This window comes from Flavivirga sp. 57AJ16, from assembly GCF_028736925.1.
GTDB lineage: Bacteria > Bacteroidota > Bacteroidia > Flavobacteriales > Flavobacteriaceae > Flavivirga.
This window is the reverse complement of sequence record NZ_JAQZAT010000011.1, coordinates 93,442-117,272: the sequence shown is the minus strand read 5'-3', so window position 1 is coordinate 117,272 and position 23,831 is coordinate 93,442. Positions and strand designations below refer to the sequence as shown.

Annotated in this window: 23 protein-coding genes and 1 other RNA gene; 14 read left to right on the top strand and 10 right to left on the bottom strand. The window is 34.1% G+C overall.

The window, feature by feature from the left end; all coding sequences use genetic code 11:
• Positions 1-229: 229 nt before the first annotated feature.
• Positions 230-1,642 carry a 23S rRNA (uracil(1939)-C(5))-methyltransferase RlmD gene (rlmD, locus tag PQO00_RS13485; protein WP_274185369.1) on the bottom strand — a complete coding sequence of 471 codons (1,413 nt, stop codon included), beginning with the start codon at positions 1,640-1,642 and terminating at the stop codon, positions 230-232.
• 293 nt (positions 1,643-1,935) lie between these two features.
• On the opposite strand from rlmD, the gene PQO00_RS13480 reads away from it, so the two are divergent.
• The 3 genes from PQO00_RS13480 to rocD all read left to right on the top strand — a co-directional run bounded on the left by PQO00_RS13480 (position 1,936) and on the right by rocD (position 4,083).
• Positions 1,936-2,166 (top strand): RNA polymerase sigma factor, encoded by a 231-nt coding sequence (locus PQO00_RS13480; RefSeq protein ID WP_274185368.1) that lies wholly within the window; start codon positions 1,936-1,938, stop codon positions 2,164-2,166.
• Positions 2,167-2,229: 63 nt separating this feature from the next.
• A complete protein-coding gene (locus PQO00_RS13475) occupies positions 2,230-2,616 on the top strand; it encodes a DUF6768 family protein (protein WP_274185367.1) in 387 nt (128 codons plus the stop codon).
• Between the two features lie 222 nt (positions 2,617-2,838).
• A complete protein-coding gene (gene rocD, locus PQO00_RS13470; protein WP_274185366.1) occupies positions 2,839-4,083 on the top strand; it encodes an ornithine--oxo-acid transaminase in 1,245 nt (414 codons plus the stop codon).
• Positions 4,084-4,867: 784 nt separating this feature from the next.
• On the opposite strand, the gene PQO00_RS13465 is transcribed toward rocD, so the two are convergent.
• The 5 genes from PQO00_RS13465 to PQO00_RS13445 form a co-directional block, all read right to left on the bottom strand.
• Positions 4,868-5,197: a CCC motif membrane protein gene (locus PQO00_RS13465; RefSeq protein WP_274185365.1), complete on the bottom strand. Its 330-nt coding sequence runs from the start codon at positions 5,195-5,197 to the stop codon at positions 4,868-4,870.
• 9 nt (positions 5,198-5,206) lie between these two features.
• Positions 5,207-5,491 carry a DUF2752 domain-containing protein gene (locus tag PQO00_RS13460; protein WP_274185364.1) on the bottom strand — a complete coding sequence of 95 codons (285 nt, stop codon included), beginning with the start codon at positions 5,489-5,491 and terminating at the stop codon, positions 5,207-5,209.
• Positions 5,492-5,506: 15 nt separating this feature from the next.
• Entirely contained in the window at positions 5,507-5,893 is a 387-nt protein-coding gene (locus tag PQO00_RS13455; RefSeq protein WP_274185363.1) for a DUF2752 domain-containing protein, read from the bottom strand.
• 10 nt (positions 5,894-5,903) lie between these two features.
• Complete coding sequence (locus tag PQO00_RS13450; RefSeq protein WP_274185362.1) at positions 5,904-6,176, bottom strand: CD225/dispanin family protein; 273 nt, start codon at positions 6,174-6,176, stop codon at positions 5,904-5,906.
• 84 nt (positions 6,177-6,260) lie between these two features.
• Positions 6,261-8,024, bottom strand: a complete 1,764-nt coding sequence (locus tag PQO00_RS13445) for a T9SS type A sorting domain-containing protein (RefSeq protein WP_274185361.1) — start codon at positions 8,022-8,024, stop codon at positions 6,261-6,263.
• A 178-nt stretch (positions 8,025-8,202) separates the two neighbouring features.
• Here PQO00_RS13445 and PQO00_RS13440 point away from each other — a divergent pair, with 178 nt between their 5' ends.
• Positions 8,203-8,394: a hypothetical protein gene (locus PQO00_RS13440; RefSeq protein ID WP_274185360.1), complete on the top strand. Its 192-nt coding sequence runs from the start codon at positions 8,203-8,205 to the stop codon at positions 8,392-8,394.
• A 2-nt stretch (positions 8,395-8,396) separates the two neighbouring features.
• On the top strand, positions 8,397-8,966 hold the full coding sequence (locus tag PQO00_RS13435; protein ID WP_274185359.1) for a Smr/MutS family protein: 570 nt from the start codon (positions 8,397-8,399) through the stop codon (positions 8,964-8,966).
• Here the strand turns inward: PQO00_RS13435 and PQO00_RS13430 are convergent.
• Entirely contained in the window at positions 8,959-9,882 is a 924-nt protein-coding gene (locus PQO00_RS13430) for a hypothetical protein (protein WP_274185358.1), read from the bottom strand. The genes PQO00_RS13435 and PQO00_RS13430 overlap by 8 nt on opposite strands.
• A gap of 154 nt (positions 9,883-10,036) precedes the next feature.
• Between PQO00_RS13430 and PQO00_RS13425 the strand changes: the two genes are divergently transcribed.
• Positions 10,037-11,182: a cysteine desulfurase family protein gene (locus PQO00_RS13425; protein ID WP_274185357.1), complete on the top strand. Its 1,146-nt coding sequence runs from the start codon at positions 10,037-10,039 to the stop codon at positions 11,180-11,182.
• A gap of 81 nt (positions 11,183-11,263) precedes the next feature.
• Positions 11,264-12,013, top strand: a complete 750-nt coding sequence (locus PQO00_RS13420) for a hypothetical protein (protein WP_274185356.1) — start codon at positions 11,264-11,266, stop codon at positions 12,011-12,013.
• Between the two features lie 87 nt (positions 12,014-12,100).
• On the opposite strand, the gene PQO00_RS13415 is transcribed toward PQO00_RS13420, so the two are convergent.
• Together PQO00_RS13415 and PQO00_RS13410 are read right to left on the bottom strand one after the other, a co-directional pair.
• Positions 12,101-14,581, bottom strand: a complete 2,481-nt coding sequence (locus PQO00_RS13415) for a carboxypeptidase-like regulatory domain-containing protein (protein ID WP_274185355.1) — start codon at positions 14,579-14,581, stop codon at positions 12,101-12,103.
• A gap of 13 nt (positions 14,582-14,594) precedes the next feature.
• The gene (locus tag PQO00_RS13410; protein ID WP_274185354.1) at positions 14,595-16,280 is read right to left on the bottom strand and encodes a M23 family metallopeptidase; all 1,686 of its coding nucleotides are present in this window, start codon (positions 16,278-16,280) and stop codon (positions 14,595-14,597) included.
• Between the two features lie 189 nt (positions 16,281-16,469).
• Between PQO00_RS13410 and PQO00_RS13405 the strand changes: the two genes are divergently transcribed.
• The 4 genes from PQO00_RS13405 to rny all read left to right on the top strand — a co-directional run bounded on the left by PQO00_RS13405 (position 16,470) and on the right by rny (position 18,886).
• Positions 16,470-16,760 (top strand): hypothetical protein, encoded by a 291-nt coding sequence (locus PQO00_RS13405; RefSeq protein WP_274185353.1) that lies wholly within the window; start codon positions 16,470-16,472, stop codon positions 16,758-16,760.
• A 15-nt stretch (positions 16,761-16,775) separates the two neighbouring features.
• Positions 16,776-17,069, top strand: a complete 294-nt coding sequence (locus PQO00_RS13400; protein WP_274185352.1) for a cell division protein ZapA — start codon at positions 16,776-16,778, stop codon at positions 17,067-17,069.
• A 57-nt stretch (positions 17,070-17,126) separates the two neighbouring features.
• Positions 17,127-17,255, top strand: a non-coding RNA gene (gene ssrS, locus PQO00_RS13395) — 6S RNA.
• Positions 17,256-17,311: 56 nt separating this feature from the next.
• Positions 17,312-18,886 carry a ribonuclease Y gene (gene rny / locus PQO00_RS13390; RefSeq protein ID WP_274185351.1) on the top strand — a complete coding sequence of 525 codons (1,575 nt, stop codon included), beginning with the start codon at positions 17,312-17,314 and terminating at the stop codon, positions 18,884-18,886.
• A 1,352-nt stretch (positions 18,887-20,238) separates the two neighbouring features.
• Here the strand turns inward: rny and xerD are convergent.
• Positions 20,239-21,135 carry a site-specific tyrosine recombinase XerD gene (gene xerD / locus PQO00_RS13385; protein ID WP_274185350.1) on the bottom strand — a complete coding sequence of 299 codons (897 nt, stop codon included), beginning with the start codon at positions 21,133-21,135 and terminating at the stop codon, positions 20,239-20,241.
• Positions 21,136-21,360: 225 nt separating this feature from the next.
• Between xerD and PQO00_RS13380 the strand changes: the two genes are divergently transcribed.
• The 3 genes from PQO00_RS13380 (at position 21,361) to PQO00_RS13370 (ending at position 23,675) form a co-directional block, all read left to right on the top strand.
• Positions 21,361-21,843 carry an outer membrane beta-barrel protein gene (locus tag PQO00_RS13380; RefSeq protein ID WP_274185349.1) on the top strand — a complete coding sequence of 161 codons (483 nt, stop codon included), beginning with the start codon at positions 21,361-21,363 and terminating at the stop codon, positions 21,841-21,843.
• 176 nt (positions 21,844-22,019) lie between these two features.
• Entirely contained in the window at positions 22,020-22,550 is a 531-nt protein-coding gene (locus PQO00_RS13375; protein ID WP_274185348.1) for a porin family protein, read from the top strand.
• 612 nt (positions 22,551-23,162) lie between these two features.
• Positions 23,163-23,675 carry a porin family protein gene (locus tag PQO00_RS13370; RefSeq protein ID WP_274185347.1) on the top strand — a complete coding sequence of 171 codons (513 nt, stop codon included), beginning with the start codon at positions 23,163-23,165 and terminating at the stop codon, positions 23,673-23,675.
• Positions 23,676-23,831 lie beyond the last annotated feature (156 nt).

Here is a 23,831-nt window from a genome sequence, read left to right as displayed (position 1 = left end):
TTCTATTTTACTTCAGACGACGTAATTTAAATTTTTTCCTTTACTTAAAAAATGTCACAAATTCACTCACTTTTTGTTCCTTTTTTTGACCATAGCTACGGCTATGCACTTCAAAAAGAGCCTCAATGTCGCAAACTCCCACTCATTATCAGTTTAAAACAAAAAGTTTAAATCACTTCGACTAATATATAATCATTTTTAGAAACTATGAATCGATTCAGCACTATATTTATCGCTTTTCAAGTAATACTACATTTTCAACGTGAAATGTCTGTGGAAACATATCTACGGCTTGCGTTTTTATTACTTTATATGTGGCATCCATTAACTCTAGATCTCTGGCCTGAGTCGCACTATTGCAACTTACATAAACTACTTTTTTAGGTGCGATGTTTAATATTTGTTGCACCACATCTTTATGCATGCCATCACGAGGTGGATCGGTTATGATAACATCCGGTTGTCCGTGCGTTTCTATAAAGGCATCATTAAAAACCTGTTTCATATCTCCAACATAGAACTCAACGTTATTTATATTGTTTAATTGTGCATTTTCCTTTGCTGCAATTATAGCATCTGGAACAGATTCTACACCAATAACCTTACTTGCCTTTTTTGCAACGAACTGAGCTATGGTTCCAGTGCCCGTATATAAATCGTAAACCAGTTCATTTCCAGTTAATCCGGCAAAATCCCTTGCGATTTTATATAACTCAAAAGCTTGATCGGAATTCGTTTGATAAAATGATTTGGCATTGATTTTAAATTTGAGACCTTCCATGTCTTCAAAAATATGATCTGCCCCTTTATAGCAAATCACATCCTGGTCGTAAATGGTGTCGTTTGCCTTTCCATTAATGACATATTGCAAGGAGGTAATCTGTGGAAATGTATCGGCAATATAATCTAACAATAATTGACGTTTTGCTTTGTCTTCTTTAAAAAACTGCACCATCACCATAATATCGCCCGTACTGGAGGTACGAATCATCATGGTTCTTAATAGACCTGTTTGATTACGGGTATTGAAAAACTCCAATTCATTATCAATGGCAAATTGTTTAACGGCATTTCTAATGGCGTTAGAAGGGTCTGCTTGTAAATGGCATTTTTTTATATCCAGAATTTTATCCCACATCCCTGGAATATGAAACCCCAATGCATTTCTATCGCCTAAATCTTCGTCGGATTGTACTTCTTCTAAGGTTAACCATCGGCTATCACTAAAGGAAAATTCCATTTTATTTCTATAGAAATACTGATTTGAAGCCCCTAGAATAGGTGTGATTTCAGGAAGTTCTATATGTCCTATGCGCGTTAAGTTATTGGTAACCTCTTTTTGTTTGTAGAACAATTGATGCTCGTAAGCCATATGTTGCCATTTACATCCGCCACAGGTACCAAAATGCTCGCACTCGGGATCCGTTCTTTTATCTGATAATTTATGAAACGTAATGGCTTTACCTTCATAATAGGCTTTGCGCTTTTTAAAAGTTTGTACATCGATAACATCACCAGGAACGGCATTTGGTAGAAAGATTACTTTTCCATCTGGTGCTTTGGCTATTGTTTTTCCTTTAGCCCCTGCATCAATAACTTCTACTTGCTCAAAAACTTGTTTTTTTGCTTTTCTTCTAGACATGATGCAAAAATAATAATAGCAACAAATAAATATGGTTTTATTTCCATTAACTTTAGGAGATTTTAGCTAAAGCTTAACTTGAGGATTTTCTAATACAAAAATTAAAATGAACCTTTTTGGTTTTTTACGGTCTTTAAAGTATGAACCCATTTAAACTTTTTCAATTTGCTAAAAAATTGCTGTTTTCAGCTCTGTTTTTGTCTTTTTTTCCTTCCGTAGCTCTGCTATGCAACTCAAAAAAGACTTCAACTGAGACAAAAACTTCTAATTTTCGCTTAAATCCAAAAGTCTAAATGAGTTCTATAAGTTGCCTGTTACAAATGAATAGTGAACAACGAAAAATAGATAAACAACTCGTTTTAGATTATCAATCCGGGAATAAAAAAGCCCTGGTTTTTTTGGTGAAGCGTTGGCATAGATTGTTTTGCGAAAAAGCTTTTTATATTTTGAAAGATGCCGATGTAGCAAAAGACGTCACTCAAGATTGCTGGGATATAATTATTGACAAAATAGATCGTTTTTAGGCATTAGGCATTAGGGGTGAGGACTATTGTGTTAAATATGATATTAATAAAATACAGAACAAAATGAAAACAAATAATGAAGACATAGACAAATTAATTAAAGAAACCTTGACAGAGGAAGAAGCTAAATTTTATGATAGGTTAGATGAGCAAAACATGTTTCAAATGTTGGGCGGATTATTTCAGGGAAAAAACAAATGGATTATGTATATGGCGAATATTGTAACCTTGGTTTTCTTTTTTTTATTTATTTATTGTACCGTTCAGTTTTTAAATACTGATGTTACAAACGAAATGATTAAATGGGGATTAGGGAGTGTGGTATTTCTACTAGGGGTAAGTATGCTAAAGGTTTTTGCCTGGATGCAAATGGATAAAAATGCTATCATTAGGGAAATTAAGCGTTTGGAATTGCAGTTATCGTCACTCTCAAGTAAAATATCTGAATAAAATCATTTTTAAGTTATAAATGGTATTACGGCATTAAAACAGTTTTTCGTTTACAATAACTTTAAAAACGGAACTAATGTAAGGCTTTATAATACAATTAATATTTGTTAACTTTGTACCCTTATCTGGGGATGATTTCTCTCCCACGCTGAATTTTCGTTTCTTCGAAAGAATAAAGGTACAGTAGGAATTGCATATTTTTTATATTTAAACTTTTTTAAAATGGCAATTTTAGAACAACAAACATCGCAACAATTAATTGAATTAGAAAACAAGTATGGTGCTCACAATTACCATCCATTACCTGTCGTATTAAGCAAAGGGGAAGGTGTGTACGTGTGGGATGTGGACGGCAAACAATATTATGATTTTCTTTCGGCATATTCTGCTGTAAATCAAGGGCACTGCCACCCAAAAATCGTTAATGCTATGGTGCAACAAGCACAAACATTGACTTTAACTTCTAGGGCATTTTATAATGATATGCTTGGTAAATATGAGAAATTTGCTTGCGAATTTTTTGGATTTGATAAGCTATTACCAATGAATACAGGGGCAGAGGCCGTAGAGACGGCTTTAAAACTATGTAGAAAATGGGCTTACGAGGTAAAGGGCATTGATGAAAATAAAGCAGAAATTATAGTCTGTAAGAATAATTTTCATGGACGTACCACGACCATCATTTCATTTTCGAACGACCCTGTTGCACGGAAAAACTTTGGACCATTTACCAATGGGTTTATTAAAATTGAATATGATAACCTTAAGGCATTAGAATCTGCTTTACAAAACAACCCAAATGTTGGTGGTTTTTTAGTAGAGCCCATACAAGGGGAAGCGGGGGTTTATGTCCCTAGTGAAGGGTATTTAACCAAAGCAAAAGCACTTTGTGAGCAATATAATGTCTTGTTTATTGCCGATGAGGTACAAACGGGTATTGCCAGAACAGGAAAACTGTTAGCTGTAAATCATGAGAATGTAACACCGGATATTTTAATTCTTGGTAAAGCGATAAGCGGAGGTGTTTATCCTGTATCTGCCGTTTTAGCCAATGATGCTATTATGAATGTCATTAAGCCCGGTAATCACGGCAGTACATTTGGAGGAAACCCTGTAGCTGCAGCAGTGGCTATGACTGCTCTTGAAGTCGTAAGGGACGAAAAATTAGCAGAAAATGCCGAAGTATTAGGAAACGTATTTAGAAGTGAATTAAATAAATATATTGAAAACAGTAATATAGTTACTTTGGTTAGGGGAAAAGGCTTGCTTAACGCTATTCTTATAAATGAAGAAGAAGACAGTGACACGGCCTGGAACATTTGCCTGGCATTAAGGGATAATGGCTTATTGGCGAAACCTACACATGGGAATATAATACGTTTTGCACCACCTTTGGTCATGAATGAAGAACAGCTATTGGATTGTGTGGGTATTATTATAAAAACACTTAAGGAATTTGAGGAATAGATAGTGTCATTCAGAATACAATGAGGAATCTCTTTAAACTATAATGCTTTGATTTGTACAGGCATAAGATTCTTCGCTATAGCCTGTACTGAGCGTAGTCGAAGTACTCTGAGTGACAAAAAAAGTGTCATTCAGAATACAATGAGGAATCTCTTTAAGCTATAGTGCTTTGATTTGTACAGGCATAAGATTCTTCGCTATGCTCTGAGTGACAAAAAAAGTGTCATTCAGAATACAATGAGGAATCTCTTTAAGCTATAGTGCTTTGATTTGTACAGGTATAAGATTCTTCGCTATGCTCTGAGTGACAAAAAAAGTGTCATTCAGAAAAAGTGTCATTCAGAATGCAATGAGGAATCTCTTTAAACTATAATGCTTTGATTTGTACAGGCATAAGATTCTTCGCTATGCTCTGAGTGACAAAAAAAGTGTCATTCAGAATACAATGAGGAATCTCTTTAAGCTATAGTGCTTTGATTTGTACAGGCATAAGATTCTTCGCTATGCTCTGAGTGACAAAAAAAGTGTCATTCAGAATACAATGAGGAATCTCTTTAAGCTATAGTGCTTTGATTTGTACAGGCATAAGATTCTTCGCTATAGCCTGTACTGAGCGTAGTCGAAGTACTCTGAGTGACAAAAAAAGTGTCATTCAGAATACAATGAGGAATCTCTTTAAGCTATAGTGCTTTGATTTGTACAGGCATAAGATTCTTCGCTATGCTCTGAATGACAAAATAAAACACTTTTTAGACTGCCTCTTTTATATATTACAAATGGCATATTACTGATTTTTTTGCCATTGTTCCATCATTTCTTGAGACCGTTGCATAAGCTCATCCCAGCCTATGGCATATATAGTATATATGGTATATATAAAATACAGAAGGTTTATTATTAATATAACCAAGGCTACAATTTTAGCTGTATTCATAGCTTTAATACTGTTTGGATCGTAGTTTTCCGGGTTAAGCTTTGCCGCTTTTAATTTACTAGTAGCAATTATAAGTGCAATCCCGGCAAGAATAAATCCCAGCCCGCCAATACAGCAGCATAGAAATCCTAAAATAGCTAATATGTAAACAATTACAGGGTTGAGTTTTTGTTGTTCCATTTGTTAATTTTAATTGATTGTTTTAATGATATAACTTATTATAATTGTTGCCACTGTTATGATGGCCAGTGTGCCAATAATTTTATTGGAATGTTTAAATTTAAAGAAAATATTTACTCCTATAAGCAGAAAGAGGATAATTAAGCTGTAAACTGCAGGATACATATAAAAAGCATCAACAAAATGCCCTTTAAAGATGAGAGCCATAGACCTTTGTAAACCACAGCCCATGCATTCAACTCCAAAAAGTTTTTTATTTAAACAAGGTAGCATGTAATCGTCTAAAGCTTGCATGTATATTTCATGGTTTTATGGAGCTAAAATAGTAAAAGGATATAAATTGATGTTTCTTAGTATCCAAAATAAAATAATAACTATTAATATAGCGTAAGTGGTTTTTGAGTCGTGCAAAAGGTTTTTAACAGTTCTATTGAAAATTATTTTGATAAGTTTAATGGAGGCATCATATAATAAAACAGCTACTAGTAGAACAATTAAAAAGTTGTGTTTAAAACCATCAAGGATATGTCCTTGAAGTAATTTATGAGCAGCTCTTTGGCTTCCGCAGCCTGGGCAATATATTTCGGTTAGGGAATAAAAAGGACACTTCGGGAATATTTTATATCCCAAAGGGTCATAATTATAATATAAATATGAAATAAAGATTAAGGCTATTATAATAAATATAATAGCCAAGAGGTTTCTTTTATTGAGCGCTTCCAACCGCACCTAAAAATGCTGCTCCAAAAATAAATATATAGATTAACCATCCAAAAAGAGCAATTCCAACAGAAATAAGTCCCCATATTTTTGCATTTTTTGAAGCTCTATTTGCTTCATCGTATTTTCCATCTTCGTAGGTGCTGTTAACTTTGGTAGCATAAATAATACTAATTATTCCAGTGGGCAAGCAACATAAGATAGTACTTATAATGGCTAGGGCTAAATAACTATTGGGTCTTGGTGGTTTGTTTTCCATAATATTTAAAATGATTTAAAATAAAATTAAATATATGAAAAATGTTTAAGATATGTGTCAAGCAATTAGTTAGATAAGGTTGTTCTATTTCTTGTTACCAACTATAATCTTTTTGTTAAACACCTGATTGTTGTCCAGATTAACCTGAACAATATACACACCGTCGCTAAGTGATTTTGTAGAGTAAGTGTATATCTTTTTGGAATCATGAACGCCTTTATTTTCAACTTCCTTACCTGCAACATCAAATATGCTAAAAGTTTTTATGTTTAAGGAATTTGGGTTAGAAATTCTCAATTCAGAAACAGTGTTGTTCTGGAATACCTTTAGGCCATCAAAACTGGTGTCTATGGTATTTAGACTATTTTTCTCAAAAACAATATTAAAGCGATCTGTATAATTGCCAGTCTCCAGATTAATGTTAAAATCCTGAACCTTTAAATCGACAAATGTATTGTTTTCAGTATCATGCACATAAATAGGCTGATCACTTTCAAAATTCTGAACATCGGCAATTCTGACCCTAATCTGGGTTTCTTTATTTACTTTAATATATAAAGGAATCCTTAAGGCAGGATCAAAAGGTAGCGCTTCGGCTACATAAGACTTTCCGTCGATTAACCAAAGTGCATCCGAGGCCAAGGTCTCATTTTCGTTTATTTTGCATTCCAGCCCATAATCAAAGCCATTGGTAGCAGAACTATGGAGCGTTTCGACCAGTTGCCTGGTATAAGTGTCATTAAAGTCAATATTTAGCCTAAAGCGCTTATAGTCGCTAGGTACTTTAAAAAAAGTATTTGTGCTTTTTATAGCTTCCTTTTTAGTATTTGAATTTTTAAAAAATTCACTGTCAGCATGGGCTTCTTTTATATATACTCTATGGCTATTTTTTGCCCTAACGACTCCCGATGCTGTGCCCTCGACCATGAAACCTTGACCTATAGGGATATAACGTCTAGGGGTTTTACTACCTGTACCAGTTCCCGCATTGTTAATAGTGCCATCACCATTATAGGTATTAAACACGGCTGCTACAGCAGTTTCCACAGTGCCCGCCGCATTAATAGTATAGTTTGCATATCCGCCATCATAGTCTCTAAGATAGTGGGAGTTCACGCTAGGATCCTGTTCCCAATACTGTAAAGTACCTGTAATCACGGCAGCGTTTTGAGGGTCATGGATATAGGCCAAAGCATCCATAGCAGAAGGGTAAGGGTTCCCGACCAATGTAAGCTGGTTATTATCAACGCTTACACCAATGGTGCCATTGTTGGGCTTCCCCCTAAAATCATATCGTTGCGCATCACCAGACCCAACTGTTCCTTTCATGGTAAAGCCTTCCCCAGGGTTTATACTGGTAGCTCCCCGTACATGTATCCAATCTGCATACGTATCGGAAGCAATATACTTCCAGATCCAGTAATCTTCAATAGCCAGCAGTGGACTGGACGTACCATTGTACCCAGGCAAATGGGCAACGGTAGCAGGTGTTGAGGTTATAAGGCCAGTAACATCATTAAGAAACGTCACCCCAAAAGGATTGTTTACATTATTACTGGTCTTGCTACCAATAGGAGAGCACCAATAATTGTATTCGTATTCGCCTACATTGCCTTCCTGGTAAACGCTTAGTTCACCAACACCGGAATTTCCAGTGACACCAGTACCCTGAATCACTTGGGCCTCATTGCGCAAATAGATGCTACTATCGGTTTCATTTAGGTTAATATCGTCTTCAACAAAGACAACTTGATCATTTATAAAAACATAAGCATCGTTTCTTACCGATAACTGAGAGAACGAGAGATTGCTTATTAATAGAAGAAAAAGGGTTAATCTACTAAACATGGCTTAAATAGGTTATGTACATTTGGGATAACAAATATATATTTTTTTTCGTAAATATTGTTATTTCATCGATTTAAAACGTTTTTAAGCGAAATAATTGTTAAAAAACGACGATGAAATGATTATTTAAAATCTAATTTTTAATGTAATTTGCAGACCGATAAAAGACATATTACTAATGAAATATTTAAATTATATATTAATCGTTTTAGGCGCTATTATTGCCATATATGCAAAATCTGATACGCAGCAAAATGAATATATTTTAATAGGGGGAATCGTTATACTTATGATTGGGGTTTATAGAATCTCCAAAGGGATACCTAGTAAGCAGGATGGAGAAGATATTGATAATTATAAAAACGACTAGCTATGTCTTTTAAAATAGGTGATTTTGTTCTGGTTATAGATGAAGATTTGTCCGGAGTCATAAAACAAATTTCGGGACATACTATTTCTATTGAAACAACAGATGGTTTTTTATTGGATTTTCAAAGTGATGAACTCGTTGTAAATAAAGAAAGTAATACACTTACTAAGGAATTGTTTTCACAAACAACTATTGGCAATATTGTTTCAGAAAAAGAACAGCCCACAAAAAGGAAGCAGATTAAAACAAAGTCAAAAGATAGGTATGAGCCTACTATGGAGGTTGATCTGCATATCAATCAATTAGTTCGATCCCCAAAGGGGATGTCCAAATACGATATATTGACCCTGCAATTAGATACCGCTAGGCGTCAACTGGATTTTGCCATAGCCAAGCGTATTCAAAAACTGGTGTTTATTCACGGTGTTGGAGAAGGTGTTTTAAAAGTGGAATTGGAATATTTATTTGGACGCTATGATAATGTGAAATTCTACGAAGCCAATTACCAGAAATATGGATTAGGAGCTACAGAAGTATATATTTATCAGAATGCAGCACCTCATACTAATTAAAGACAGGCGCTCCTTTTCTTGTTTTTAACAACCTGGAATCTTGTAATATTCCAAAATCAAATACATCTAAAGATATTAGTTTTAGATCAAAATTGGAAATAGTAAGTGTCACTGTATATGTTTGCGAGATATTATGATCCCTATATTCTGTAGCTGCTACTGTAGTAGCCACATCTGGATTTAAATAATCGGCACCTACATCGCCATTGGTAATATCGTTGGCAGGATTTTTGTCTTGAGAATCGTTTTCCTCATCACGGGTATCAACGCCATCACCATCGTCGTCCCTGTCTAAATAATCTGGTGTCCCATCTCCATCGGTGTCTTGCGCATCACTTAAATTGCCATCTTCATTTGGGTCTGGAGCTTCATCTTTTGTTAAAATATTATCTCCATCATCGTCCGCATCAATATAATTAGGTATGGTATCGCCATCTGTATCATCATCTTCTAGATTACCATTACCATTTATATCCTCTAATTCGGCTGGAATGCCATCATTGTCATCTTCAGTTAAGGTCGTTTTAATTAAAGCATTCCCGCTAGTACTTTCAATATCCTGGGTAATTACTATATCGGAAAGTGGAATATCACTACAAAACAAACCGCTAGACGGTAAATTAGTGTTGCTATAAGTCCTATAATTAAATGGATTGGCGCTACTTAGATCGATTTCTTCTTCATAAGTTTTAGTGTCTTCATCGACCTCAAGAATTTGATCAATAGTAAGCCCGGTCACTTTTAAGGATAAAGATTCAGACGGATCATCTTTAGTTTTATAAAATACTAAATCTGTCTCTCCACAAGCTATAAAAGTTTCACCAAAGTCCAATTCAACAGTAATGACATCACCATCGTCGCAAGAGTATACATTTAATAGGCATATAGATATTAAAACTAAAAATAATTTACGCATTGATTTTGGATTTTAGGACAAAAATAAACGAATTGTTATTTATAACGCAGCTTATTGATAATAATTTTATTTCAAGTATTTTTGAACCTTGAAAGTTTACTTGATTAACTGATTTTGTTATGGGATCCTTGAACTAATAAAATATCTTTAATTTATGAAGCATGTATATTTTGATAATGCTGCGACCACTCAAATAAGAGATGAGGTGGTCACTTCTATGACCGAAGTTATGAGGGGAAACTATGGGAATGCTTCATCATCACATAGTTTTGGAAGATCTTCTAAGTCCTTAATAGAACAATCAAGAAAAACCATTGCGAATTATTTAAATGCATCTGCAGGAGAAATCGTCTTTACTTCTGGAGGAACAGAAGCAGATAATTTAGTCTTGAGAAGCGCTGTTAGGGATTTAGGAATCAAGCATATTGTTACTACGAAAATTGAACATCATGCGGTTTTGCATACCGTACAGCAGCTCGAAATTGAGTATGGTATATCGGTTAGTTATGTTAATCTAGAAACGAATGGCCATATTGATTATTTGCATTTGGAAACTTTGTTACAAACAGAAAGTAAAACACTGGTTAGTTTGATGCATATCAATAACGAAATAGGTAACCTATTGGATATGGAGCGTGTTGCCTATTTATGTAAGACCAATAATGCCTTATTTCATAGCGACGCTGTGCAATCTGTGGGGCATTATAAAATAGATTTACAAGCATTACAAATAGATTTTTTAGCAGCAAGTGCCCATAAGTTTCATGGGCCAAAAGGGGTAGGATTTGCTTTTATTAGAAAGAACTCTGGTTTGCAGCCATTGATTTTTGGAGGAGAACAGGAGCGAGGACTTAGAGCAGGAACCGAAAGTGTCCATAATATTGTAGGTATGGAAGAAGCGTTAAAATATGCCTGTGATAATATGGATAAAGAAGCAGATCATGTTAAAAAACTGAAATACTATTTTACAAATAAGGTATTAAAGGAGATTCCAGGTGCAACATTTAATGGCGAGTCTGGAGATATGGATAGGAGTACCTGCACACTTGTTAATATTTGTTTGCCTATACCACCCCAAAAAGCGGCCATGTTATTATTTCAATTGGATTTAAAAGGCATAGCATGTTCTAAAGGGAGTGCTTGTCAAAGTGGTAGTTCCCAAAATTCACATGTTCTGACCGAAATTTTAAGTGATGCCGATTTGCAGAAACCTTCCATTCGTTTTTCGTTTAGTATATATAATACTAAGGAGGAAGTGGATTATGTAATAAATGTTTTAAAAGAGTTTGCCCTGGGTTAATTGAATATATTTTTTTAATGTAGTATTTTTTATTATATTGGTATAGAAAGTTCCTTACTTTATTAATGCCCAAAAAATACTATGAACTGTTATAAAATTATTTTCCTGCTTTCTTTATTATTTATTTTACAAACAAACGTTTATTCTCAAGTTGGTATAGGCAATACAAACCCAGATGCTTCGGCTATTTTAGATATCACTTCTACGACCCGTGGTATGTTGACTCCTAGGATGACTACCGTACAACGAGTTGCCATAGCTTCGCCAGCTGAGGGTTTAGTTGTTTTTGATATTGATGAATATGCCTTTTATTATTATGATGGTGTGGATTGGGTGAGACTTATTTCTGAAAATAGCATTAGTGATTATACGGGGTGGGCTGATTATGTGGATGGGACTTACACTTCTGCTAGTCCTTTGTCCCTAACAGGTTCTAACAAAATAACTTTACCAAATGATGCAAATACTATAAGAGATAGTCAAAAACCAACAGATGTAACAGAGTTTTATAATTCTACTAATTCTACAATAACAGGAAGAAATGGGGATGGTATAAATATAGTGATAGAATTTAAAGCTAAACCAACGACTGGTTCGATAACGAAATTAACTATAGCAATAGATATTGGAGGGGCAGTAGGAGAAATATATATAAGAGACTTTATAATGTCAAAAGGTAATGGCGTAGAGCATTATTATTTGAGTTCTTTTAATGCTTATACGTTAGATACATGGGAAACAAATGGCGGAACAGTTAAAATTGTATCGGATGCTGCTGCAGAAGTTTACGATATAAGATATGTGATAGCAAGAACCCATAAAGCAAGATAATACTTAGTGCCTTTCAGGCATCATTTATTTCATTTCAGCTGTTAATATTTGTGCCCAGAGGGTAGCTGCTATGGTTTTTAATGAAACTTAAAACTTCATAGTGGTTCTCACATTAAAAACCCTAGGTGTTAAATAATTTGGTATGGCGTATTGCCGCTTACTATATACATCTCTTACCCAGGTATTGGTAATGGCGTTTTGAACATCGAATATGTTGAAAATTTCAAACCCAAAAGAAAGTTCTTTAAAAGGCTTTTTCCAACCATTGGTAAACTGCTTTTTTGCATCAACAAGTACAAATTGTAAACCTAAATCGGCACGCTTATATGCTGGTAATCTGTTTTGGTATTCATAAGGATCTGCATAACTGGGAGATCCTCCGGGTAACCCGGTATTATAAACCAAATTTAAATACATTTTCATGCTTGGTACATTCGGTACATAGTCTTGAAATAAGGCAGCAAATTTTAAACGTTGGTCTGTTGGTCTGGATATATAACCTCTATTATTTATATTCTCTTCGGTTTTTAAATATCCAAAGCTAAACCACGATTCGGTACCTGGCACAAACTCACCGTTTAATCGCATATCTAATCCATAAGCATACGCTTTGGCATTGTTATTTGCCCTGTAGCGGATACGTACATTTTCTAAAGTATATGGGTTTACATCTGTCAAATTTTTATAATATACTTCTGTGGTTAGTTTGAAAGGTCTGTCCCACATTTTAAAACTATAATCGTTACCTAATACTAAATGAAATGATTGTTGTGCTTTTACATGAGGTTGTACGGCGCCATTAGCATCACGAAGTTCTCTATAAAAAGGGGGTTGATAATACAAACCGGTCGCTATTCTAAAAAGCATATCCTTTTCCCAATCTGGTTTGATAGCAAATTGTACCCTCGGACTAAACACGGTTTGTGACGTTTTTGAACCTGTGCTGAGCGTAGACGAAGCATCATCCTTAACATTCCAGTTGTGCATTCTAACCCCTGCATTGTACCAAACGTCACTGGTTCCTATTTTAGAGCGTTTGCTCCATTGGGCGTAAGCCTGTAACCTATTTATCTGTGTGTTATTGGTTGCTCTTACATTTTGAAATGCTTCCAGTGGACCATTATAAGGGATGTATGGTTGTTCGTTTGTAGGCAGTGTTTTTGGGGGCCTAATTGAGAACCCTGCAGAATCGATAATTTCCCATTCAATTAAACGATCACGAATATCCTCATTTGTATATTTTACAGACCATTCGATATGATTATCATTAATATTAAAACGGCCCTTGTGTTCTATAGTTGTTATAAGGGCATCTAAATCATTCCGTCCATGATTAAGCTGACTACCAATGCCCTGGCTAAATTCTACTTCGCCTAGATTTTCGTCTCCGATATTTGTGTTTACTTCTCCTAATCTATATTGGGCCAAAATATCAAAATACTCTTCTTCAGTGGTGTGATAGGTAGAGGCAATTAACTTAAGGTTTAAATGGTCATTTACAAAATAAGTCCCTTTAAAAGCGCCAAAATAAGTTTGGTAGCGATCTTTTTCCTGCCCTTCATAAAATACTAATAGAGCCATGGGATCGCTTAGGGTTCCAAAATTGGTTTGCCTTGTTTGTGGCTCATAATTGTATCTGTTCATTGAAATATTTCCTAAAAAACTTAAATGAAATTTGTTAGAAAACTTATAAGTAAAATATGCTTGAGCATCTGCAAAAGCAGGATTAAAATTAGTTTCGGTTTCTTTGGCGTTTACCAACAAACTATTATCGCGATAACGAATGCCTGCAATGCCGGTAAATTTTGAATCCTTACTTATATTTTCAATAGAAAGGCTACCTCCTAATAAACTTAAATCTGCATTTACTTCTAATTGATAGGGTGTTTTGTACGTAATATCAAGTACAGAAGAAAGCTTGTCCCCGTATTTGGCCTGAAATCCACCAGCAGAGAAATCGACGTTTTGTACCAAATCCGTATTTACAAAGCTCAAGCCTTCTTGTTGTCCTGAACGCACTAAAAAGGGACGGTAAACTTCTATGTCGTTAACATACACTAAGTTTTCGTCGTAATTACCGCCACGTACCGAGTACTGTGTACTTAACTCATTGTTGTTACTAACTCCAGGAAGGGTTAACAATAAATTCTCTACTCCCGCATTAGCTCCGGGAATTTTTCTAATGGTTTCTGGCTTTAAAGTAACAATACCTTCAACTTCCTTGTGTCTGTTATTTGTTACAATAACAGTCGCTATTTGTTCAATAGAGGTGCTCATTACAGGATTGAACTCGTATTCTTCTCCGTTTTTTAAATGAAAGGTACTCACGATTTTTTTATGGGAAAGATGCGTGAATTCGATAATAACGTCTTGGTTTGCTTTGATTTTAAAAATGTAAAAACCATTAGAGTTAGTTATGGTACCACTCGTTCCAGCAGTAATATTTACTTTTTCAATAGGTTGATTGTTTTCATCTAATATCACGCCTTTAATCGTTGCCGTTTGCGAATAACTAATTGTGATTAAGAAAAAAAATAAAAAAGAGATTAGTGCTGGTTTTGCTTTCAATAGAGTTTAAAGTTTATTTTCGGTAAAATAACGTTTCAAAAGTAGCATTATTTCCTACATTATCGGTAACTATTATTTTTAAATTGTTCTTTGTATCGGTGACCATACCATCATTAAAATCGTGAGTGAGTGTTTTTGTTTTATAATCATACTCCATTAAGACCCATTTACCATTTATTGTAGCTCTATAGTTGGAAATTCCAGACAGCTCATCGTCGATTTTAATTTTTAAGTAGCGGTAGTTGCTTAACCACTGTTCGTTTTTAAAATTAATAGGCGTAATTGTAGGTTTTATGGTGTCTGTAGCCAGCGTGAAAGTGCCTAGGTTTTTTGTTCTTGCTATTAAAAGGTCTCCTTGTCTTTTAGTAGATGTATAAGCAGGTTGTTTTTTATAGCCCAATAAGCGCGCTATGTATAATTTAGACTTATCTTCATCCGTGTATGCACTTATATCGTAAGTTATATTGAATCTTTTTTTAGCAGCTATAATATTTTCATGTAAAGTAAGTGTATCGTTTTTCACTTCAAAATTCAAGTAAAAATCATTATAAAAAGTGTCCTTGTAAAAATCAACGGAAACTTTTCCTTCCTTTAAATTGGTTGTCTTGTTAGCTTTAATATAATAAGGTGTTGTGGGGGCTTTTTGTGATTCTAAAATACCGCTTTTGGACCCCTTTATATTTATAGTTGCCCAAGATTCATTGTTTTTGTAATCGGCAACCCTAATTTTATAGACTGAATACGTGCTATCCTGTATAAATAAATAACCATTGTTTATTAGGGATTTATATAGGCTTAGTGGCGTGTTTTTTTTGAATAATTTTTGAATCCGCTTATTTTTGGTGGTATAATGTTCGTAATCTATAAGCTGATTGATATGTTTGGTCTCATCAAATGAAAAGCTTCTAAAATCCAATTCGAAATTTCTTCGACCATTAAAAAAGGTTTGAATATTATATACGCCATTAGAGTTTGCTGCCAGATCCTGTCTGTCTATGGTTTCAATACCAAAACCAATATGTCCATAAGCTTCAATATTCTTTATGGTATAATCGCCATTTTTTAGTGGAATTAAGTGTAGTTTTTGTTTAGTATTGGCTTTGTTTATAAACGAATTTTCATCCAAAGGATAGGCGTAAACCGATTTTATTATGGGGTTTGTAGAATCTTTTATATCCATACCAAAAAGCATAGGATTCATGGGACGTTCCATTTTATCACGAATTTCATAATGTAAATGGGGACCTCCCGAGCCTCCCGAATTTCCACTATAAGCTATAAGGCTATCCTTAGTTACGGGTAAAGTTTCCGCACTGGGAAATAACTCAACCTCATAGGATTCTTTTTCATATTGATGCTTTTTAATATACGCTTGAATATCTGGAGCGAATTTCTGTAAATGTGCATAAACGGTTGTGTAACCATTGGGATGCGTTATGTACAATGCTTTACCGTAACCATAATGGGAAACTTTTATTCGGCTTACATAGCCATTAGCAGAAGCCTTTACTTTTAAGCCAGTGCGTTGTTGTGTTTTTATATCAATACCAGAATGAAAATGATTGGAACGTAATTCGGCAAACGTACCAGACAATATTAAAGGGATTTCTAAAGGACTATTAAAATAATCTTGAGGGTAGTTATTTTGTGCATTTAAAAAAAAAGAGGATATAACAAAAAGGGACAGTGTAAAACGCATATAAAAGTATAATGGCTAAAATATTAATTTGAAATGAATATGCAAAGAATAAAACAATAATCGGACCATAGTTGAATCCATTCTTTTGATTTATGGGTCATATCAATAGATTTTGAAATTTTATGGGAAAACAATTGTAATTTATGGACAGGTATGTTAACTTTGTGTTATAAGTATTGAAATTTGTAAATGAGTAATATTGAAGATATTGTAGATTCTTTAGAAAACAAAATTAGTAAAGTATTACACAAATTAGAGCTTTTAAAACTTGCTAATTCCAAATTAAATGAAGAATTGGAGGTTTCAAAGAAAGAAATTCAGAACCAAAAATTGCATATTGCAAGTTGGGAAGAAAAATATGAAGCTCTAAAATTGGCAAATACAATACTTGGTAGTGACGATAATAAAAGAGAAACTAAGCTTAAAATAAACGCGCTAATAAGAGAAATAGACCATTGTATTGCTCAGCTCTCAGATTAGTGTAAGATAAATTCAATGTCAGAAAAGCTTAAAATAAAGCTATCTATAGCTAATAGAGTATATCCTTTAACAATTGAGGCAAGTCAAGAAGAAGGATTGCGTAAAGCGGCTAAGAATATTGAAGCGATGATAAAACAATTTGAGCAAAGTTATTCTGTTAGGGATAAACAAGATGTATTGGCCATGTGTGCGTTACAATTTGCATCTCAAGTAGAACAGGATTCAATTAATAAAGATAATGTAAATGAGCATGTAGAAGAAAAGCTAAATGCACTTAATGATTTATTACATTCTTATTTGATTTCTTAAACGTTCTTTAAAATAAACTAAAAAGTTACTGCCTACATTGGTTATTTTTTTTGATAAACTCAACGTTAATTCTTTAAAAAGGGTGAGTTTAAGCTGTAAAAGCATGCTGCTAGTACTGATTTATTTTAGTTACTTGAGCAGATCCTTGATCAGCTTGTTAGCCCTAAACTTGTTTTTAAGGGGTTTATACAAAACTTTATATCGGTGTAGGCTTTTTTATATACAAAAACTAACTAAATACAATGGACAACTTAATTATATATGCAGTAGGAGGTGTTATTTTAGGACTTATAATAGGTTTTATAATAACAAAGAGGCTAGAAAAAAACAATGCTTCCAAACTTATAAAAGAAGCAAAGAAAAATGCGGATTTAATACTTAAAGAGGCTAAAAGTGAAGGAGAAAGACTTAAAAAAGATAAAATCCTTCAAGCCAAAGAAAAATTTATAGAGCTCAAGTCTGAGCATGAAAAGGTGATCTTATCAAGGGATAAGAAAATGGCAGAAGCCGAAAAACGTACACGTGATAAAGAATCGCAAATATCAAGTGAACTTTCAAAAGGGAAAAAACTTAATGAAAGTTTAGAAAATAAAATAAAAGGTTATAATCATAGACTTGATGTCCTAGAGAAAAAACAAGAGGAACTTGATAAGCTTCATAAAAATCAAGTGCAACAATTAGAGGTTATTTCAAGTCTTTCCGCAGAAGAAGCCAAAGAGCAATTAGTAGAATCTTTAAAAGGGGAGGCTAAAAATGATGCGATGGCTTATATTCAAAGTGCTTTAGAAGAGGCTAAGCTAACAGCAGAGCAAGATGCTAAAAAAGTAATTATAAATACTATACAGCGTATAGGCACAGAAGAGGCTGTTGATAACTGTGTCTCCGTATTCAATATAGAATCGGATGATGTTAAGGGACGTATTATAGGTCGAGAAGGTAGAAATATCCGTGCTATCGAAGCAGCGACCGGTGTTGAGATTATAGTTGATGATACACCAGAAGCTATTATACTATCATGTTTTGATTCTGTAAGAAGAGAAATTGCACGTTTGTCATTGCACAAATTAGTCACGGATGGTAGAATTCACCCTGCGCGTATTGAAGAGGTTGTAAAGAAAACCCAAAAACAAATTGAACAAGAAATTATTGAAGTAGGAAAACGTACTGTCATTGATCTTGGGATACATAATTTAAACCCAGAGCTTATTAAGATGGTGGGGCGTATGAAATATCGTTCTTCTTATGGGCAAAACTTGCTACAGCACTCACGTGAAGTTGCAAAACTTTGTGGTGTTATGGCGGCAGAATTAGGGCTTAATCCAAAACTTGCAAAACGTGCTGGATTATTACATGATATAGGAAAAGTACCAGATGCAGAAGCGGATATGGAAACGCCACACGCAATTCTTGGGATGCAATGGGCCGAAAAATTTGGTGAAAAAGCGGATGTATGTAACGCTATAGGAGCGCATCACGATGAAATTGAAATGAAATCTTTATTGGCACCGATCATACAAGTTTGTGATGCCATTTCTGGAGCGCGCCCAGGAGCCCGTCGCCAAGTGCTCGATAGTTACATTCAACGTTTAAAAGATCTAGAAGATATTGCTTTTGGGTTTACAGGAGTTAAGAAGGCTTATGCTATTCAAGCAGGGAGAGAATTAAGGGTGATTGTAGAAAGTGAAAAAGTAGATGATCAAAAAGCTGCAGATTTATCATTCAGTATCTCACAAAAGGTACAAACAGATATGACCTACCCGGGGCAGGTTAAAGTCACTGTAATTAGAGAGACCAGAGCAGTCAATATTGCTAAGTAAAATTCCTGCGGAGGCAGGAATCTCATGAACCAAAACAAAATAATTATTATATTTAAAGAATCAAAAATTCCTGTTAGTTCAAACTAGCAGGATTTTTTATTTTAGTTAGGAGTTAGAAGTTGGAAGTTGGAATTAGTTAGATTTGACGCAATATGAGAAAACCGTTTCTAATAACATTCATTGGACTTTTGACGGATCATGCTCAAAAGTTGTGTTTAGGTAAAAGTTTTGGTCGATCTGAAAAAAGGTCTGTCATCGACCTATCCTGGTTTAGCCCTCCTAAATTTTGACCTTGTCGAAATTATCCTCCCTTTCAAAACTACCGTGTGTACACATCTATAAAAAAGACACGAATGGCACAAATTCACACGAATCCAATACATTATGGAATAGATTGGACACGGCATGAATAAGAATCCCTAGACTATATAGGCTTGAAATCTGTCAATAGACAGAATAATTAGTGAAAATTTGTGCCATTCGTGTCTAATCTTTTTATTGTGCATTATTTGTGTACACACAGTAGTTTCAAAAGGGAGGAGCAAGTCCGATTTGTATTTTCGGGTACTGTTTTTAATTTTATTCCACATGTTGATCTAGCAGGGCTCTCCTCTTAAATTTAACTACCGTGAGTACACATCTATAAAAAAGACACGAATGGCACAAATTCACACGAATCCAATACTTTATGGAATAGAATTGGACTCTGCATGAATAAGAATCCCTAGACTATATAGACTTGAAATCTGTCGATAGACAGAATAATTAGTGAAAATTTGTGCCATTCGAGTCTCATCTTTTTATTGTGCATTATTTGTGTACACACAGTGGTTAAATTTAAGAGGAGATGAATTCTAATTTTAAGCCTGAAATTGGAAGAAAGAGGTGTTTTATTTTTATGGTACACTCTCGGTATACTTGGGCTATCTGGATTTACCTTGAAGTGGTTATTATGCACTTGGTCATGCTAGTTACCAAGTTCCAAAAAGATTATTTGAAGAATAAAATAATGTGAGCAGCGACAGTAATCGTAGCACAAGGCTTTAAAAAAAAGACAGGAATTTTAAAATAAAGTTATAGAACTCGTCTTGACTTTCACTATTTCCTAAAACCTAAAACCTAAAACCTAAAACCTAAGAGCTGGGAGGCAGGAATGGCTAAAATTCGTTCATATTTTGTTACTTTTATTAACATAAAAATCCAGTAATTAAATGCTGGATTTTTTAATTTCCTAATTCCTAATTCCTAATCCCTATTAAGCTATTACGCAGAGATTCATAGAGCTGGCACAGAGACTCGCAGAGGAAAAACTAATTAGTACTGATTACCACCTAATTCTTCATGCCTCGTCCCTACTTCCTAGGATGATACTTCTCCACGACTTTGGTTAAATGACTTCTATCTAAGTGTACGTATATTTCGGTAGTGGTTATGCTTTCATGGCCTAACATTAATTGTATAGACCTGAGATCTGCATTATTTTGTAATAAATGAGTAGCAAACGAATGCCTGAAAGTATGTGGAGAGATCTTTTTTTTGAGTCCGATTTTCTCTGCCAAACGCTTAACAATGGTAAAGACCATAGCTCTGGTAAGTTGTTTGCCTCTTCTGTTTAAAAAAAGGGTGTCCTCATATCCAGCTTGAATATTTAAATGATTTCGGATTTCTTTTCTATATATGTTAATATACTTTTGAGTGATATCTATAATAGGAACGAAGCGTTGTTTATCACCTTTGCCAGTAACCTTTATAAAGCCTTCATCAAAAAATAAATCAGAAATCTTAAGATTTATGAGTTCACTTACTCGCAATCCACATCCATAAAGTGTTTCTAGCATAGCACGGTTGCGTTCTCCTTCTGGTTTACTTAAATCTATAGCACTTATAATGGTGTCAATTTCTTTTTCACTTAACGTATCGGGCAACTTTCTGCCAATTTTTGGGGATTCAATAAGTTCTAAGGGGTTAGTAACCCTATAATCCTCAAAGATTAAATAACTGAAAAAGCTACGTAAACCAGAAATCAAGCGTGATTGAGAACGTGCATTCACGCTTTTGGAAATATCATATATAAAGTCTTGAATGGTTTCTTGCACTATGGCAATTGGAGATTCATTGATCTTATGATGCTCTAAATAACCAATTAGCTTTTTAACATCACGCGTATAGTTTTCAATGGAGTTTTCCGATAGGCCTCTCTCAATTCTTAGATATACTTGATAGTCTTTAAGTGCGTGTTGCCATTTCATGTGGTGTAAAAATAGAATAAATATTCAATAATGATGATTCAATTTTTGTTGAAAACCTTATAATGTATTTACATTATTTGTTATTATTTTCCGATTAAAAGCGTTTTTAGTCGACTAAATCCGTTTTTTTTCGATAAATCGTAAGATAAAAGTGTTTTTTTTTTGGTTATTAAAAATCTTCGCTTTACGTTTGCTGGAATCAAAAACTAAAAATAACTTTTTATTATGAAAAAATTATTACTATGTGCTGCGATTGCAGTGTTTGGATTGACAAGTATCAATGCTCAAGGTGGATTTAAAGCAGGGATTAACGCAGGACTTCCTATAGGAGATGCTGGAGATTTAACAACATTTGCTATAGCTGTCGATTTAGGATATTTATTTGAAGTATCTGATGCCTTTGAGGTAGGACCTACTGTTAGTTATCAACATTTTTTGAAAGATAAAGATATAATTACAGAGGATATCAGTTTTTTACCAATTGGTGCTGCTGCAAGATTTGGTGCTTCAGATAAAATTACTTTAGGTGCAGATTTAGGTTATGCAATAGGTGTTAACCCAAGTGGAGTTGATAGTGGATTCTATTATTCGCCTAGAGTACAATATGGTCTTAGTGAGGCTGTAGATTTAGTTTTGTCATATAGAGGTATAAGTTTAGATGGAATTACACTTAGTACGATTGGTTTAGGTGCTGAGTTTAGTTGGTAATATTATATCTATTAACTTATAATAACATAGAAAAGGGAGCTAATTGGCTTCCTTTTTTTATGCTATAAACCTAGAAATTATTCAGAAAAATAAAATTTAATACTATTTTAAGAGTTATCTTTTATTAAAGATATCTGGGTTAAACCCGATCTAAAATCAATTAAACCAAATCTATTATGAAAAAAATAGTATTGTGCACTGTTATTTCAATATTTACTTTCTTAAAAACGAATGCCCAAGAAATTCAATTTGGAGCAAAAACAGGCGTCAGTTTTGCGTCATTAAAAGTTAAAAATCAAACATTCAGTATAACAAATTCTGAAACAGGATTTTATATAGGAGGTTTTGCAGGGATAAGAGTTTTTGAAGCTTTTACTTTTCAGCCAGAACTGATTTATGTTGCTGTAGAGGGATTGAACCAAATCAATATGCCGCTTATGGTTAATTATGAAGTGTCTGAAGATTTTAAGGTCCTTGCTGGTCCAAGTTTGGGGTTTTTGCTTGATGTTAATGATGGGTTTGAGTCTTTTAATTACGGCATTGAAATAGGAGCTGCTTATGATATTTATATTAGTAGGTCTATAGAGGGCCTATATGCTGAAGCCAGATATAATTTTGGTTTAGCTAATTTGCTTGAAAATGCCCCTAGCGGAGTTACCAGAAAGTTAAGCGGCCTTTTTGTTGGTTTGGGGTATAGGTTTAAATAGTGTTTAGTCGGGAATCATAGCAAAATCAAAAAGTGTTTTTTTACAATCTTAGCATTTATTCGCAAAGAGTTCCTGAGGCTTGTCTCGGGGTTTCTGTTGAAATTGCGCATTCCTGCCATAGTAGGAATCTAAATAGGCTGCCTGAAAAGTGTCAATCAGAATATTACCGAGAAACAAAAAATATTTTGTTAAGAAGGTAGCAGCGAAGCTGTGAAGCATCTCTTAAAAACATAATATATAGAATTACCAAACAATAAGATTCTTCGCTATAGCCTGTACTGAGCGGAATCGAAGTACTCTGAATGACAAAATATGTTGCTTTTCAGATAGCCTCTTCGTAATCACTTGATAATAAGGTATCACTTGTAAAAGGTAAATACATATCTTCTCGAAAATAAATCTTTTGATAAAACTGGCCTGTTTCCGGTCAGTCACTAAATAGAACTTATGACATGTTATCTGTAAGGGGGCTATAGTTTTTTTTATTCTATAAATCTGACATTCAATCAGTAAGAAAAACATTTGATGTTTATGGGATTTTTCTTTTTTATTTGAATCGTTGTGGCATCAATTTTGATTTTAGTCTGGAAATTATAAAAACTTAAATTTATTATGAAAAAATTATTATTGTGTGCTGCTATGGCAGTATTTGGATTATCAACTATGAATGCTCAAGAAACAAAGTTTGGTGTAAAAGCAGGTGCGGATTTTGCATCAAATAGGGTTAAAACCAATATGTTCACTATAACAGCTTCAGAAACTGGGTTTTATGTAGGTGGTTTTGCTGAAATTGGAATTTCTGATACTTTTGCTTTTCAACCAGAAGTTCTTTATGTATCTGTAGATGATTTAAATCAAATTAGTATTCCACTTATGGCTAAATTTGGAGTCTCTGAAAAATTAGATGTACTTGCTGGACCAGCTTTAGGTATTTTACTTGATACTGAAGATGAGCAAAAATCTTTTAATTATGGTATTGAAGCTGGAGCTGCTTATGATATAAATGAAGAACTATTTGTTGAAGCTAGGTATAACATTGGGCTGGCTAACTTAATTAAAGATGCTCCTAGTGGTAGTTCGAGTAAATTAAGTGGTCTTTTTGTAGGTTTAGGATATAGATTTTAATTAGAAAATAAGCTTATATATTATTAAAGGAAGCCAATCGGCTTCCTTTTTTATTCTATAAATCCACCACTAGGTAGTAAACAAAACAAGTATATAGAGCCGAAGTATAAAGCTTCGGTTTTTTTATGATCAATTTTTTAATCAAAAAGGTCAAAA